Source organism: Streptomyces sp. ME02-8801-2C, assembly GCF_033793965.1.
In the GTDB taxonomy this organism is placed as follows: Bacteria; Actinomycetota; Actinomycetes; order Streptomycetales; family Streptomycetaceae; genus Streptomyces.
In genome coordinates this window covers 229,394-244,160 of record NZ_JARAXP010000002.1, presented here as the reverse complement: position 1 = coordinate 244,160, position 14,767 = coordinate 229,394, and the positions used below count along the sequence as shown (strand labels likewise).

Below are 14,767 nucleotides of genomic sequence, written 5' to 3'. Positions count from 1 at the left end.
GCGTCCGACGACTGGCGAGCAGCAGTGACGCCCGCCGGTGACCGAGTCCCGCGTCCCCCTCGGACACGCTCCGCATCGTCCGGCCCGTCCGGCGATTGAGGACGAGCGCCTTCAGCGCGACCCGGGGGTCCGGGGGCGGAGCCCCCGGACCGGGGACCGGGGAGTCACTCGCCTCCGCCGGTCGCCTCGTCCTCCAGCTCCTTCGCCAGGCGCCGCAGATGGGGCCCGTACTCGGGGTCGTTGAGCGCCGCCGCGAACTGGGCGGTGAGATAGGCGAGCGGGTTGCCGGTGTCGTACCAGCGCCCGTGGATCACCTGGCCGTAGACGGCCCGGCCGGCGGCGTAGGCGTTGATGGCGTCGGTGAGGTAGACCTCGCCGGTGCGATGGTCGTACCAGCGCTTGGTCTGGTCGCGGAGTTCGTCGATGATGCCGGGCGTGATGACGTAGCCGCCGATCGCCGCGTATCCGGAGGGCGCGTCCTGCGGGCGGGGCTTCTCGACCAGGCCGGTGATGCGGAGCAGACCGTCGTCGAGGTCCTCCTTGACGACCGGGACGCCGTAGCGCTGCGAGTCGCCCGGGTCCATCGGCATCAGCGCGAGGACCGGGGAGTTGGTCGCCTCGTACGCCTTGATCAGCTGCTGGGCGCGCGGGACCTCGGCCACGAACACGTCGTCGGGCCACAGCACGAGCATCGGCTCGTCGCCGAAGTTGCGGGCGGCGTTGAGGACCGGGGTGCCGTTGCCGTACGGGCCGTGCTGGTCGAGGTAGGTGATGTGGCCGAGCCGGGACAGCTCGCCGACCTCCTCGACGGCGTCCGCGTAGGCATCCTTGCCGTCGGCGCGCAGTTGGTCGACGAGGCCGGGGTTGGGCCGGAAGTGGTCCTGGATCAGGCCCTTCCCTCCCGACACGACAATGGTGATGTCGGTGATGCCGGAGGCCACGAGCTCCCGGACGGTGTGTTCGATGACGGGTTTGTCACCGACGGGCAGCATCTCCTTCGGTGTCGCCTTGGTGAGCGGCAGCAGCCGGGACCCCAGTCCGGCTGCGGGAATGACTGCCCTGCGAATCGTGGCCATGGGCCCCCCTGTACGAAAGCGCGTACGCGGATCAGTGCTTGATCGTTCGTAGTCGTGCGTGGTCGTGGTCGTGGTGGTGCTCAGTGGTGGTGCTCGACGCTCACCCGTGCCGGTCGGCGCGAGTGGTGTGACGCTACCAATTCGGCATGCCCCACCGCCTTGCCGCCCAGACCCCCGGGGGTACTCCCCGGCCACGGTTCAGGCCCTGCGCGGCAGTACGGCGATCGCCGCGAGGGGTACGGCGGCCAGCACCAGCCAGGGCACCGACCCGGGCAGCCCGGAGTCGAGAAGAGTGCCGGTCAGGGCGCTGCCGACCAGCACGATCAGGCCGGAGACCGACGACAGGGCGCCGGTGTAGAGGCCGAGCCGGCCCTCTTCGGCCAGGTCGGGCACCCAGGCGCGGGCCACCGGCGCGACCAGCATCTGGCCGAAGGTGAGCAGGACGACGAAACCGGCGGCGGGCAGCAGCCCGGCGTAGCCGGTCCACCCTCCGGGCCTGGCCAGGGCTACGACAGCGAACCCGGCGGAGATCAGCAGCATCCCGGCGACCATCGAACGGCGCAGGGCGAGCCGGTCGCCGACCCAGCGGGTGACCGGCAGTTGGGCGGTCACGACGAGCAGCGAGGACAGGGCGAACAGCCAGGCCAGCGCGGTCTGCGAGCCGGTCACGCGCTCCACCTCGTCGGGCAGCGCCAGGTACAGCTGGTTGTACGCGAGCAGATAGGCGCCGTACGCGGAGCAGAGTGCCAGAAATCGACGGTTGCGCAGCAGTATGCGCACGCCCCCCTTCGCGCGGACGCGCTCCCTGCCGGGTATGTGCTGCGGGAGCAGCCAGGCGTGCCCGGCGAGGACGAGGACGAAGACCCCGGCGCCCGCGAGGCACACCAGCCGGAAGTCGACGGACAGCAGCAGTCCGCCCAGCAGCGGCCCGACGAAGGCCCCGGCCTGTCCGGCGACGGTGAACAGCGCGAGGACCCGGGTGCGTGTGCCGTTGCCCTGCTCCTCCCAGACCACCGCCTGCCGGGCCACCTCGGACTCGACGGCGGGCGAGAACAGCGCGGCGGCGAAGCCGATGAGGAGGACGGCGCCGATGACGTTCGCCGTGGACCCGGCGTAGCCGAGCCAGGCGAAGCCGGCGATGCGCAGGGCGCAGCCCGCGAGCACCACCGGCCGGATGCCGTAGCGGTCGGCGAGGGCGCCGCCCACCACGAACAGCCCCTGCTGGCTGAAGGTACGCAGCCCGAGCACGAACCCGACGAGCCACCCCGCCATGCCGATGCCCTGCCCCAGATGCTCGGAGAGGAAGGGCAGCACGGCGAAGAAGCCGATGTTGAAGGCTAGTTGGGTGAAAATCAGCAGCCGCAGCAGGGGCGACAGCCGCATCCGACCTGGCGCGTCGTTCTTGACGGCGGCTACGGACCACCTGGTCACCGGAACGCCAACTCCCGTGCCTCCGAGAGTGGTTGAGTTGTCGCCGACACCTTCTTGCTCCGTTGCCGTCGGACGGAAACGCCCGCGGCGGTGACCGCCAGGGCGCCGAGGAGGGCGAGGACGGCGGCGGGTGCGAGGACCGCCCAGGGGGCGCGTTCTGCGTACGGCTGGTTCTCGGCGAGAAGCAACCCCCATTCCGGGGAAGGCGGTTGAGCGCCGAGGCCGAGGAAGCCGAGGGCAGCCAGGGCGAGGGCGACACCGGGCAGCCGCAGCAGGGCGTGCCGGGTGACCGGGGGCAGCGCGGCGGGCAGGAGTTCACGGCGCAGGACGTACCAGCGGTCGGCGCCCAGGCCCCGGGTGGCGGCGACATGGAGCGTGGCCCGTTCCTGGCGCAGCAACGCGGCGGTGTGCGCGGCCAGCGGCGCCCACGCGACGGCGGTCACGGCGAGCGCGGGGGTTGCCCCGCCGCTGCCCAAGACCGCCGTGACCAGCAGCGCGGCCAGTACCGGAGGGATCGCGTTGACGGTGTCGACCAGTGGTCCCGACGCGCGTGGCACCAGCCCGAGCAGCAGCCCGATCAGCAGGGCGGCGGCGCTGATCGCCGAGGCGAGCAGCAGTGTGTCGAGGGCGCCGTGTCCGACGCGGGCGAGCACGTCACGGCCGAGGGCGTCGGTGCCGAACGGGTGCGCCCAGGAAGGGGGTTGCAACCGGGCTCGGGTGTCCAGCGCCAGCGGGTCACGGGGCAGCCCGAGGGCGACGACACCGAGCAGCACACCGGCGTACAGCAGCGGTGGGGTGCGACGGGCGGGCGGCGCGGGACGGTGCAGGGAGGAGAGGCCGCCGTCACGCAGGGCGGGGCCGATGAGCAGCCGGGCCGCCAACCGGGTCACGCCCGCTGCCACCGCCGCGAGCAGGACCAGCGCGAGGGTGCCGGCCTGGAGGACGGGGAGGTCCTGGGCGACGGCGGCCTGGAGCGCGGTGCGGCCGAGGCCGGGGATGTCGAAGATCTGCTCGACGGCGACCGAGCCTCCGGTGAGCCCGACGACGAAAAGGCCGGCGTTCGGGAGCAGGGCGGGCAGACAGCGCCGTACGGCCTGGGTCGCGATGCGCCGGGCGGGGATGCCGCGTGCGGCGGCGGCCAGCGCCCAGGGCTCGGCGAAGGCGCCGGGCAGCAGGTCGTCGAGGAGCCGTCCGAGCAGCGCCCCGGCGGGAAGACCGAGGGCGAGGCCGGGCAGGATCGTCCACTGGATCCCGTACCAGCCGAGGGCGGGCAGCCAGCCGAGCTGGACGCCGACGACGGTGGCCAGTACGGACGCGGTGAGGAACTCGGGCAGTGCGGCGACCATCGCCGACCCGCTGCCGCCGCGCCGGCGCCCGCCGCTCCACAACGTCCGGGCGCACACCAGCGCGGCGACGAGGAACGCGATCGTGAGCGCCACGGCCATCAGCAGCAGGGAGGCGCCGAGCGCCTGCAGGACGCCGGGCATGACCTCGGCCCCGGATATCCAGGACCGCCCGGCGTCACCGCGCGGCAGCCCGCCGAGCCAGTTCCCGAGCAGCCGCAACGGCCCTGCTTCCAGGCCGAGTTGCTCGCGGATGGTGGCCAGCACGGCCGGGGTGGCCTCGCGTTCGGCGGACCGGGCCTTGAGTACGGTGAGCGCCGGGTCGGTGCGGGTCAGCCAGGGCAGCAGACCGATCCCGCACACGAGCAGCGCGGCGAGCAGGGCACGCCACAGGAGCGTGCCCACACGTCCCCGCACAGGTCAGCGCCGTGTTCCGGTGCCGACCAGCGTGCGCTCGTACGGATCGAGGAGCACGCCCTGTACGTCGGCGTCGACGCCGGTGATGATCCGCTGGTGGACCAGCGGGACGACGGCGTCGGCGCCGAGGATCAGGGCCTCCGCGGCCGTCGCCGCGTCCTGCCGCTCGGCGGTGTCCTCGATGCCCTCGGCCTTGGCGACGGCGGCGTCCACCTTCTTGTCGCAGAGCAGGGAGAGGTTGTTGCCGCCGTCGCAGGTGTAGTCGCTGGCGAGGACGGAGACGGGATCTCCGGTGTCGAGCATGGTGTTGCGGGCGGCGACAACGGCATCGAACTTGCCGGCCAGCGCGTCGCTCTCGAGGCGCGAGTACTCCCGCACCTCAAGCCTCACCTTGAACCCGGCCTTCTCCAGCTGCTGCTTCAACACCTGGGCAGCTTCCGGGAGTTCGGGCCGGTTGTCGTACGTGGCGAGGGTGACGGAAGTACCGTCGGGCGCCGTCGCCGTCGCGCGCCCGACCGGCTGGACCCGCTTGCCCTCGGCCCAGGTGAGCGCCGGGCCGTAGATGCCCTTCCCTGCGTCGGCGTGGCCTTCGTAGACACCGTCGGCGAGTGCGGAGGTGTCCGCGGCGGCGCGGGCGGCGGCCCGCAGCTTCGCGTCCTTGAAGGCGCCGGTCCTGGTGTTGAGGTGCAGGAAGGTGGTGCGGGCCGTGGCGGTCTCGCGGCGGGTCGCCTTGTCGAGGGACGCGGCCTGGGCGACGGGGATCGCCTCGGCGATGTCGACCTCGCCGGTACGCAGGGCGTTGGCTCGGGCGGTGCCGTCGGCGATGAACCGGGCGTCGATTCCGGCGGCCTGGGCGCGTCCGCCCCAGTAGTCGTCGAAGCGGTCGAGGGTGGCCGCGGTGGCGCCGGTGGTCTTCGTCAGCTCGAAGGGTCCGGTGGCGGTGCCGACCGGGTCGACGGCGCCCTTCGTGGCGAACGCCTTGGGCGCGAGCACGGCGAGGCCGGGGCTGGACATCCGCAGCGGAAGCACGGGGTCGGGCTCGGCGGTGGTGACGGATATTCGTCCATCGCCGGCGGCCTTCGCGGTGAGGGTGACGCCGCTCAGCGCGGCGGGTTCGGGCTCGGCCCGGGTGGCGCGGGTGAGGGCGGCGGCGACGGTGTCCGCGGTGACGTCGGTGCCGTCCTGGAAGCCGGCCTCGCGCAGTGTGAACAGCCAGGTGCGGTCGTCCTTGCGGGTCCAGGACTCGGCGAGCGCGGGGGCGGCGGAGCCGTTGGCGTCCAGCGCCGTGAGGCCCTCGGTGACGCCGAGGCGGCTGAGGAGGGTGGCGTCGGCACCGTACGGCGAGAGGTTCTCGGTGGGCGGGAAGGCCAGCGCGACCCGCAGCCGGGAGCCGGACCCCTTGTCCGACGGCGAGCCGGTGTCGTCACCGCCGGAGGCGAAGCAGCCGGTGAGCAGCGGGGAGAGCAGCAGTCCGACGAGCAGTCGGCGACGGCGGGGGGTGCGCATGGTCCTCAGTTCCGTAAGTGAGCGGGGCAGGGCGGGGCGGCAAGGCCGCACAGCAAGACGGGAGACTAGCTGATAATCATTTCCAATAGCCAGCCCGGACCGGCCGGCGGCCGCTCACCGCATCAGCGGAACCTCGAAATGCACCACGGCCTGCCCACCGCCCGCGCCCTCGCGCTCGTCGTGCACGACCTTGCCCAGCGACCGCCAGAAACCCTCGGCGCCGGCCACCGTCGGGTCCGTGTGCAGATACACGGCGCGATAGCCGCCGTCGGCCTTCGCGAAGGCCAGCAGTTCGGCCACGAGCCGCCGGGCCAGACCGCGCCTGCGGTGCTCCTGACGGACGTACACCCGCCGCAACTGCGCGGTGGTGCCCGAGGGATAGCGCTCGGCGATCTGGCGCGGGTTGGGCGGATGAAGGGGGCCGCGCGAGTCGAGGGCGGCGGTGGCCACGATGCTCGCGTCGCTCGCGTCGACCGCGACCAGGAGGGTGTGACGGGCGGGCGCGAGATAGGCGGTCGCCGGGTCGACGATGTCGGCGTGCCAGTGAGGCACGTAGCCCGTTCCGAAATCGCGGTAGACGGTGTCGAGCATGACGGCGCGCGCGCCGTCGAGATCGTCGGGCGTCGCGGTTCTGATGCAGTAGTCACGCACCTGCACATCATATGCATTTAGCTCGCAGCCCCGTTGGGCGCGAGGTGATTTGACAGAGCCTCAGGCGCCGCATAAATACTTGCCACATGACATTCATTTTCAAAATGACTGGCACGGCGCCAGTTGTCCAGGAACGCGGAGCGGCCCGGTAATGCGCGTCGCGTTCGTCGGTAAGGGGGGCAGCGGCAAGACCACGCTGTCCGCACTGTTCTCCCGCCATCTCGCTCGCTCCGGCGCGCCCGTGCTCGCCATCGACGGCGACATCAACCAGCACCTGGCCGAGGCGCTCGACCCGGTCGACGGCGAGTCCTTCGCCGCACCGCCGCTCAGCGCCCATCTGGGCGACATCAAGGACTTTCTGCGGGGCACCAACCCGCGCATCGAGTCGCGCGAGGCCATGGTCAAGACGACTCCGGCCGGCCGGGGCTCACGGCTGTTGCACCTGCTCGGCGACGACGAGATCCACGATCGGCACGTCGAACAGGCGGGCGGCGTACCGCTGATGGCGACCGGCGCCTTCGAGGAGAGCGACCTCGGTGTGGCGTGCTACCACTCCAAGCTGGGCGCGGTGGAGCTCTACCTCAACCATCTCGTCGACGGCCCCGGCGAGTACGTCGTCGTCGACATGACCGCGGGCGCGGACGCGTTCGCCTCCGGCCTGTTCACCCGGTTCGACATGACGTTCCTGGTCGCCGAGCCGACCCGCAAGGGCGTCTCCGTCTACCGCCAGTACCGCGACCACGCCCGCGAGTTCGGGATTCCGCTCGCCGTGATCGGCAACAAGGTCACCGGCGAGGACGACCTGCTCTTCCTCAAGGAGGAGACCGGCGACGACCTGCTCACCCACCTCGTGCAGTCCAGTTGGGTGCGCGCAGCCGAACAGGGACGCGACCAGGGCGAGTTGGAGCCGCAGAACCTGCACGCCCTGAACCTGCTCCGGGACGCGGTCGACGCCCGCCCCAAGGACTGGGCCACCTTCCAGCGGCACGCCGTCGAGTTCCATCTGCGCAACGCCAAAGCGTGGGCGGACAGGGCGACGGGTCTGAACCTCGCCGAACAGGTGGACCCGGAATTCGCGCACGGGCCCTCCGCCCTCAACTGATCCTCCCCATGCGCAAGAACGCAAGAAAAACGTAAGAAACGTAATAAGCGCAAGAAAAACGCACGACACCGAAAGAACAGGACCCACCTTCATGTCGCTCGACGTCTCCCCCCAGCTCCTCGCCGAAGCCGAGCAGGGTGACATCCGTGAGGACGACTTCGTCGAAACCGTCCGCACCTCGCTCCCCTACGCCTACCACCTCATCTCCGACCTCGCCTCCGAACTCCAGGGCGGTACCGCCGAGTTCGCCGACAACCAGACTCCGCCGCCCTCCGAGAAGGAGCGCGGTCAGCTACTGCGGGCGCTGGCCAGTGACGCGATCAGGGGGAGCCTCGAGCGGCACTTCGGTATCGCGCTCGCCTTCCAGAACTGCCACCGGGTCGCGGCCTTCCACCCCGGCGCGCGGAGCGGCGCGACCTACGCCCGCTTCACCTCGCTGCGCTCGCAGGTCCTCAACCAGTCGCCGGAGTTCCGCGACTGCTGAAGCGACCGCCGACGCGAAGGCGGCCGGGCGATTGCCCAGGGCACCACGGAACACGTGGCGGTCGAGGTTCGTTCTCCTACAGGGACGTTCCCGCGTGCACTCCTGGAGAGGAAGTGAGCACGATGGCGACCGACACCGAGGTGACCGACGTGTTCGACCCGGCCACCGAGGACGAGAGCGACGCTCCCCTCCCCCGGCTCACCACCGGGGGCGGCTCGGTCGACCAGGTCAGGGACTACCTCCGGCTCATCGCCCGGGTGCGGCTCCTCAGCGCGGAGCAGGAGGTCGACCTCGCCAAACGGATCGAGGCCGGGCTGTACGCGGAGCACAAGCTGCTGGAGGACCCGCCCGCGGACGCCGAGCTCCGGCGGGAACTGCAGCTCCTCGCCGAGGACGCGGAGCGCTCCAGATCCCACCTCATCGAGGCGAACCTCCGCCTGGTGGTGTCCGTCGCGAAGCGCTACACGGGCCGCGGACTGCTGTTCCTGGACCTGGTCCAGGAGGGCAACACGGGCCTGATCAGGGCCGTCGAGAAGTTCGACTACACAAAGGGCTTCAAGTTCTCGACGTACGCGACCTGGTGGATCCGTCAGGCGATCTCGCGCGCGCTGGCCGACCAGGGCCGGACCATCCGTATCCCGGTGCATCTGGTCGAGGTCATCAACCGGGTGGCCCGCACCCGCCGCGAGCTGATCCAGGATCTCGGTGTGGAACCCTCGCCGCAGGAACTGGCGGAGAAGGCGGGCGTCCCCGTGGAGCGGCTGCCGGAACTCGCCGCCTACACCAGAGAACCCGTCTCGCTGCACACCGCCCTCGGCGAGGACGGGGACGGCGAGTTCGGCGACCTGATCGAGGACCGCGACAGCCTCACCCCGATGGACATGGTCACCTTCCTGCTGCTCCAGGAGACCATCCGGTCCATCCTCGCGGAGATGACCCCACGGGAGGCCGGGATCATCTCCCTGCGCTACGGCCTGTCCGGCGGCGGGACCAGAACCCTGGAGGAGATCGGCCAGGTGTACGGCGTGACCCGCGAACGCATCCGTCAGATCGAGTCGAAGACGATGTCGAAGCTGCGCCAACCGTCCCGTACCAAGGTGCTGCGCGACTATCTCGACGCCATGTGACGCGGCACGCGCCACCTTCCTCCTCCCGGTAACGGGCTTCCGGAGGCGGCGAGTTGCGTACGAAAAGTACTGAACGTCAGGGTCGGGCGGCGGCCCGCAGCAGCGGGCCCGGGGCGGGGTCGCGCCCGGCCTACGGCTGCCTTGGTGGATGCGTCCCGCGCCGCGCGTCGAGACCCGTACGGCCGCCTCGAGCAGTACGTGTCTGCCGATCACCTTCTCCGGCTGCTCCGGGCCGACTTGAGCGACGGCAGGCGTCGGGCCTCCGGGGCGGGGATGCTGTGAGGGGTGTTCACCCGGGGGACGTAGTCTCCGGCTCGGCGAGTCGCTGACACGGCTGTGCCGCCGTAGACACGATCCTGGCCCGGCAGGCGCCGACGCCCCGGATCCGCGCCCGTCCCTCGCCGATACGACGACCGTCTCCCGCACGGTCCGGACCGCTCAAGAGCCACCGGAGAACCATGGCAACCGAGGACAACAAGTCCGAACCCCCGTCCCCTGCCCCCGCCTCCTCTTCCTCCCCGTCTGCTGACCCCTCCCCTTCTTCCTCTCCCTCGCCGTCCCCGGCCTCCGGCGTCCAGGCGCGTGCCACCGCTCTGCTCGGCCGGCCCAAGTTGTGGCTGTTGCCCACCGTCCTGACCGGGCTGCTCGCGCTGCTGCTGTCGCTGCTCTACATGGGCGGCATCGTGAGCCCCAACCGCGACCTGCACGAGCTGCCCATCGGCATCGTCAACGCGGACCGGGGTGCGGCGCTGCCCGGGCAGAAGGAGAACCTGGGTGCGCAGATCACCCAGGCGATCGTCACCGACACCTCCAACGGCGACAAGGCCGACTGGCGTCGACTGAGCCTCACCCAGGCGCAGGACGAGCTGGATTCGGGCAAGCTCTACGGCGCGCTGGTCGTTCCCGACGGCTTCACCGCCTCGGTCGCCGCGCTGACCGGCGCCGACGCGACCGCCCGCCCGGCGCTGACCGTGCTGACGAACCCCGGCAAGGGCAGCCTCGGTTCCTCGCTCGCCAGCCAAATCACCACCCAGGCCGCGCACCAGGCCTCGCAGACCATCGGCAAGCAGCTGACGGCGAACGCGAAGGGGGTGAACGCCACGACCAAGCTGTTGCTGGCCGACCCGGTCACGGTCACCCCTCAGGTCGGCCACCCCATCGGCACCCACAGCGGCCTCGGCCTCAGCACCTTCTACTACACGCTGCTGCTCGTGCTGGCCGGATTCCTCGGCGGCAACGTCATCAACAACGGTGTGGACACCTCCCTCGGTTACGCGGACAACGAGATCGGCCCCTGGCACACACGCCGGCGGACGGTCCCCATCACCCGGACCCAGACGCTGCTGCTGAAGATGGGGATGACCGCCGGGATCACGCTGCTGAGCGTCTCCCTGATCATGATCGCCACCGTCGGCATCCTCGGCATGGACGCCGATCACCTGCCCCTGCTGTGGCTGTACTCGTACTGCGCCACCCTCGCGGTCGGCCTCGGCGTCCAGGCCATCAACGCGGCCTTCGGCGGGATCGGGCAGCTCGTGTCGATGTTCGTGTTCATCGTGCTGGGCCTGCCCTCGTCCGGTGCCACGGTCCCGCTCCAGGCGGTGCCGGACTTCTACCGCTTCCTGTCCGTCTTCGAGCCCATGCGCCAACTCGGCGACGGGGTCCGCGCCATCCTCTACTTCGACGCGCGGGGGGACGCGGGGCTCGCCCGCGCCTGGATCATGATCGCGGTGGGCGCCGCGCTCGCCCTGATCTTCGGCTTCGCGATGGCCCGCTACTACGACCGCAAGGGTCTGGAGCGGCTCACTCCGCACGAGGCCTGAGCCGAGGCGGGAGGCGAAATGGGTGGGGAACTGGGCAGCGGAGTGCCGGTGTTGAGGCCAAGTGTTGCCCGTTCACCCTTCCGGGCTGCGGCCCCGGGCTGACAGACTCAGCAGGGTGCCCGACTTCGACATGCTTGTCATAGGATCCGGCCCGGGCGGCCAGAAGGCTGCCATCGCGGCGGCCAAGCTCGGCCGCCGGGTCGCCGTCATCGACCGCCCCGACATGGTCGGCGGGGTCTCCATCCACACCGGCACCATCCCCTCCAAGACGCTGCGCGAGGCGGTGCTCTACCTCACCGGCCTCACACAGCGCGATCTGTACGGCCAGAGCTACCGCCTCAAGGAGGACATCACCGTCGCCGACCTGACCGCGCGCACCGAGCACGTGGTCAGCCGGGAGGTCGACGTCATCCGCAGCCAACTCTCCCGCAACCACGTCTCCCTGTACGCCGGCACCGGCCGCTTCGTCGACGACCACACCGTGGCTGTCGACGAAGTCAACGGCAACGAACGGCTGTTGAGCGCCGAGCACATCGTCATCGCCACCGGGACCCGGCCGGCCCGTCCGGACACCGTCGAGTTCGACGAGCGCACGATCATGGACTCCGACAACGTGCTCAACCTGGAACGGGTGCCGCGTTCCATGGTCATCGTCGGCGCCGGCGTGATCGGGATGGAATACGCCAGTATGTTCGCCGCGCTGGGCAGCAAGATCACGGTGGTCGAGAAGCGCGCCGGGATGCTCGACATGTGTGACGTCGAGGTGATCGAGTCGCTGAAGTACCGCCTGCGGGACCTGGCCGTCACCTTCCGCTTCGGGGAGACGGTCGCGGCGGTGGAACGCCACCCCCGGGGCACCCTCACCGTCCTGGAGAGCGGCAAGAAGATCCCCGCGGACGCCGTGATGTACTCGGCGGGCCGCCAGGGCCTCACCGACGAACTCGCCCTGGACAAGGCCGGGTTGTCCGCCGACCGGCGCGGCCGGATCACGGTCGACGAGCACTACCGCACCGAGGTGCCGCACATCTACGCCGTCGGCGACGTCATCGGCTTCCCGGCCCTCGCCGCGACGTCGATGGAACAGGGCCGGGCAGCGGCGTACCACGCCTTCGGCGAACCGGTCGACCGGATGCACAACCTCCAGCCCATCGGCATCTACACCATCCCCGAGATCAGCTTCATCGGCCGGACCGAGGACCAACTCACCGAGGAGAGCATCCCGTTCGAGGTGGGCATCTCCCGCTACCGCGAACTGGCCCGGGGCCAGATCATCGGCGACTCCCACGGCATGCTGAAGCTGCTGGTCTGCCCGGAGACCCGCAAACTCCTCGGCGTCCACTGTTTCGGCACCGGAGCGACCGAGCTGATCCACATCGGCCAGTCCGTGATGGGTTGCGGTGGCACGGTCGACTACCTGGTCAACGCGGTCTTCAACTATCCGACGCTCGCGGAGTCCTACAAGGTCGCGGCGCTGGACGCGACGAACAAGCTGCGCCAGATCGACCAGCTGCGGGACTGAGTCACACCCTGCGCATCCCGGTCACCTACGGGGGCACAACGACAGAGGCACCCACTCCGACTGTGAGCCGGAGGTGGGTGCCTCTGTCGTCTGTGTGTCCGAGGGGGGACTTGAACCCCCACGCCCGATAAAGGGCACTAGCACCTCAAGCTAGCGCGTCTGCCATTCCGCCACCCGGACAAGGTGTCTGCCGCGTTCGGGGGTGTTCCCCGCAGCGGCATGACCAACAATACCAAGCTTTCGGACTGGCTTTCACCTGCATATCTCTCACCCGGAGCGACCGTCCGACTACCGCACGGCAATCGGCCCCGGTCGGTCACGGGGGACCTGGCGCCCGGCTACTTCTCCCGCTCGTGGTACATCTTCCGCGTGTGTTCCGTGTGGGCCCGCATGATCTCCGTCGCGCGCTGCTCGTCGCGGTCGGCGATCGCCGCGATCAGCGCGCGGTGCTCGATCCAGGACTGCTTCCCGCGCTGCCGGGCGACCGGCGTGTAGTACCAGCGGACCCGGCGGTCGACCTGCGCCGCCAGCTCGGCGAGGACCGTGTTGCCGGCCAGCTCCATGATCTTCGCGTGCAACCGGGCGTTCATGGCGACCGCGCCGTCCACGTCGTCGGCGGCGACGGCGCGCTCGCCCTCCGCGCACAGCTCCTCCAGCGCGGCGATGGACGCGGCGCCCGCGTTGGCGGCGGCGAGCCGGGCGGCCTCGGCCTCCAGCAGTGTGCGGACGGTGAGGAGTTGGTCCGCCTCCGCTTCCGTCGGCTCGTGCACGAAGGCGCCCTGGGCGGGCCGCAGATCGACCCATCCGTCCGTGTTCAGCCGCTGCAGCGCCTCGCGGACGGGCTGGCGGGAGACCCCCAGATGTCCGGCGAGCTCACTCTCCACGAGATGCTGACCGGGCTGCAGGGCTCGGGTGGTGATGAGTTCGAGCAGCGCCTCGTACACCCGGTCACGGAGCGGTCCGGGGCGTTCGAGCTTGGGTACCGCGCCCTGCGGCAGTCCTGTCGTCGACAACATCACAGCCCCTCCTCTGCAGCGCCGTGGCTACATATGAGAGCCAAGTATGAATTGGCTTTCGCCTACAGTCTACGGCGCACAAACCCCGCAAACCCCGGGAACCCGGAGCTCACACGGCACGGGTGGCCGTCCGGGCGCCGCCGCAAACCCTTGCTGCCACCATCTCCATCCTGTAGACAATATTTCGTCGACAGTTTTCGACGTTCTCGACAGTTCCGCGGTACACCCTCGACCGAACGGAGCGCCACCCAGTGAAAGTCGCCATCCTCGGCGCCGGAGCCATCGGCGCCTATGTCGGCGCAGCCCTGCACCAAGCAGGCGCCGACGTCCACCTTGTCGCCCGTGGACCGCACCTCGCGGCCATGAGGCGAGACGGCGTACGGGTCCTCAGCCCCCGCGGTGATTTCACCGCCCACGCCCACGCCACCGACGACCCGGCCGACATCGGCCCCGTCGACTATGTCTTCCTCGGACTCAAGGCGAACTCGTACGCGGCGTGCGGGCCGCTCATCGAGCCCCTGCTCCACGGGTCCACGGCCGTCATCGCAGCGCAGAACGGCATCCCATGGTGGTACTTCCACCGCCACGGCGGACCCCACGACGGGCATCGCGTCGAGAGCGTGGATCCCGGCGGCGCGGTCAGTGCCGTACTCGCGCCGGAGCGGGCCATCGGCTGCGTGGTGTACGCGGCGACCGAGCTCGAAGGGCCGGGCGTCGTCAGACACCTGGAGGGCACCCGGTTCTCCATCGGCGAACCGGACCGCACCCTCTCCCCCCGCTGTCAGGCCTTCAGCGAGGTCATGCAGGCCGGCGGGCTCAAATGCCCGGTCGAGCCCGACCTGCGCAACGACATCTGGCTCAAGCTCCTCGGCAACATCTCCTTCAACCCCATCAGCGCCCTCGCCCGCGCCACGATGCGTCAGATGTGCCATCACGGCGGCACCCGGCAGGTCATCCAGACCATGATGGAGGAGACCCTCGCCGTCGCCGAGGCCCTCAACTGCCGTATCGGCATCTCCATCGAACGCCGGCTGGCCGGCGCGGAACGCGTGGGCGACCATCGCACCTCCACGCTCCAGGACCTCGAACGGGGCAAACCCCTCGAGCTCGACGTCCTGCTGACCGCCGTCATCGAGCTCGCCGACATCACCGGCGTCGACGTCCCCACCCTGCGGACGGTCCACGCCATCAGCGACCTCCTGGCGCTGGGGACCGCCGCGTGATGACCCGTCATGGATTCTGTATACGATCCATCTGTATACTGTCTCCTTG

The 14,767-nt window shown here is 70.4% G+C and carries 12 protein-coding genes and 1 tRNA gene; 6 read left to right on the top strand and 7 right to left on the bottom strand.

What is annotated here, in order from left to right:
* Positions 1-164 precede the first annotated feature (164 nt).
* The 5 genes from PV396_RS05750 to PV396_RS05730 all read right to left on the bottom strand — a co-directional run bounded on the left by PV396_RS05750 (position 165) and on the right by PV396_RS05730 (position 6,424).
* Positions 165-1,076 carry a UTP--glucose-1-phosphate uridylyltransferase gene (locus PV396_RS05750; RefSeq protein ID WP_319201060.1) on the bottom strand — a complete coding sequence of 304 codons (912 nt, stop codon included), beginning with the start codon at positions 1,074-1,076 and terminating at the stop codon, positions 165-167.
* A gap of 198 nt (positions 1,077-1,274) precedes the next feature.
* A complete protein-coding gene (locus tag PV396_RS05745) occupies positions 1,275-2,459 on the bottom strand; it encodes an MFS transporter (protein ID WP_319202255.1) in 1,185 nt (394 codons plus the stop codon).
* 44 nt (positions 2,460-2,503) lie between these two features.
* Positions 2,504-4,267, bottom strand: a complete 1,764-nt coding sequence (locus PV396_RS05740) for an ABC transporter permease subunit (RefSeq protein ID WP_319201058.1) — start codon at positions 4,265-4,267, stop codon at positions 2,504-2,506.
* A 3-nt stretch (positions 4,268-4,270) separates the two neighbouring features.
* Positions 4,271-5,773 carry an ABC transporter substrate-binding protein gene (locus PV396_RS05735; protein WP_319201056.1) on the bottom strand — a complete coding sequence of 501 codons (1,503 nt, stop codon included), beginning with the start codon at positions 5,771-5,773 and terminating at the stop codon, positions 4,271-4,273.
* A gap of 114 nt (positions 5,774-5,887) precedes the next feature.
* Positions 5,888-6,424 (bottom strand): GNAT family N-acetyltransferase, encoded by a 537-nt coding sequence (locus PV396_RS05730; RefSeq protein ID WP_319201054.1) that lies wholly within the window; start codon positions 6,422-6,424, stop codon positions 5,888-5,890.
* A 151-nt stretch (positions 6,425-6,575) separates the two neighbouring features.
* Here PV396_RS05730 and PV396_RS05725 point away from each other — a divergent pair, with 151 nt between their 5' ends.
* The 5 genes from PV396_RS05725 (at position 6,576) to sthA (ending at position 12,479) form a co-directional block, all read left to right on the top strand.
* The gene (locus PV396_RS05725) at positions 6,576-7,526 is read left to right on the top strand and encodes an ATP-binding protein (RefSeq protein ID WP_319201052.1); all 951 of its coding nucleotides are present in this window, start codon (positions 6,576-6,578) and stop codon (positions 7,524-7,526) included.
* A gap of 91 nt (positions 7,527-7,617) precedes the next feature.
* Positions 7,618-8,010, top strand: coding sequence for an SCO5389 family protein (locus tag PV396_RS05720; protein ID WP_319201050.1), 393 nt, complete (start codon positions 7,618-7,620; stop codon positions 8,008-8,010).
* 122 nt (positions 8,011-8,132) lie between these two features.
* On the top strand, positions 8,133-9,137 hold the full coding sequence (locus PV396_RS05715; protein ID WP_319201048.1) for an RNA polymerase sigma factor: 1,005 nt from the start codon (positions 8,133-8,135) through the stop codon (positions 9,135-9,137).
* 458 nt (positions 9,138-9,595) lie between these two features.
* On the top strand, positions 9,596-10,960 hold the full coding sequence (locus tag PV396_RS05710) for a DUF3533 domain-containing protein (RefSeq protein ID WP_319201046.1): 1,365 nt from the start codon (positions 9,596-9,598) through the stop codon (positions 10,958-10,960).
* Between the two features lie 115 nt (positions 10,961-11,075).
* Complete coding sequence (gene sthA / locus PV396_RS05705; protein WP_319201044.1) at positions 11,076-12,479, top strand: Si-specific NAD(P)(+) transhydrogenase; 1,404 nt, start codon at positions 11,076-11,078, stop codon at positions 12,477-12,479.
* 95 nt (positions 12,480-12,574) lie between these two features.
* Here sthA and PV396_RS05700 read toward each other — a convergent pair.
* Together PV396_RS05700 and PV396_RS05695 are read right to left on the bottom strand one after the other, a co-directional pair.
* Positions 12,575-12,659 (bottom strand) — tRNA-Leu (locus tag PV396_RS05700).
* Positions 12,660-12,817: 158 nt separating this feature from the next.
* Complete coding sequence (locus PV396_RS05695) at positions 12,818-13,495, bottom strand: GntR family transcriptional regulator (RefSeq protein ID WP_319201042.1); 678 nt, start codon at positions 13,493-13,495, stop codon at positions 12,818-12,820.
* Positions 13,496-13,746: 251 nt separating this feature from the next.
* On the opposite strand from PV396_RS05695, the gene PV396_RS05690 reads away from it, so the two are divergent.
* Positions 13,747-14,718: a 2-dehydropantoate 2-reductase gene (locus tag PV396_RS05690; RefSeq protein WP_319201040.1), complete on the top strand. Its 972-nt coding sequence runs from the start codon at positions 13,747-13,749 to the stop codon at positions 14,716-14,718.
* Positions 14,719-14,767 lie beyond the last annotated feature (49 nt).

What these genes read in the sequence shown, in the direction of transcription:
- PV396_RS05750 (WP_319201060.1), bottom strand. Translation starts at nt 1,076, where the DNA reads ATGGCCACGATTCGCAGGGCAGTCATTCCCGCAGCCGGACTGGGGTCC.
- PV396_RS05745 (WP_319202255.1), bottom strand. Translation starts at nt 2,459, where the DNA reads ATGCGGCTGTCGCCCCTGCTGCGGCTGCTGATTTTCACCCAACTAGCC.
- PV396_RS05735 (WP_319201056.1), bottom strand. Translation starts at nt 5,773, where the DNA reads ATGCGCACCCCCCGCCGTCGCCGACTGCTCGTCGGACTGCTGCTCTCC.
- PV396_RS05725 (WP_319201052.1), top strand. Translation starts at nt 6,576, where the DNA reads ATGCGCGTCGCGTTCGTCGGTAAGGGGGGCAGCGGCAAGACCACGCTG.
- PV396_RS05720 (WP_319201050.1), top strand. Translation starts at nt 7,618, where the DNA reads ATGTCGCTCGACGTCTCCCCCCAGCTCCTCGCCGAAGCCGAGCAGGGT.
- PV396_RS05715 (WP_319201048.1), top strand. Translation starts at nt 8,133, where the DNA reads ATGGCGACCGACACCGAGGTGACCGACGTGTTCGACCCGGCCACCGAG.
- PV396_RS05710 (WP_319201046.1), top strand. Translation starts at nt 9,596, where the DNA reads ATGGCAACCGAGGACAACAAGTCCGAACCCCCGTCCCCTGCCCCCGCC.
- PV396_RS05695 (WP_319201042.1), bottom strand. Translation starts at nt 13,495, where the DNA reads ATGTTGTCGACGACAGGACTGCCGCAGGGCGCGGTACCCAAGCTCGAA.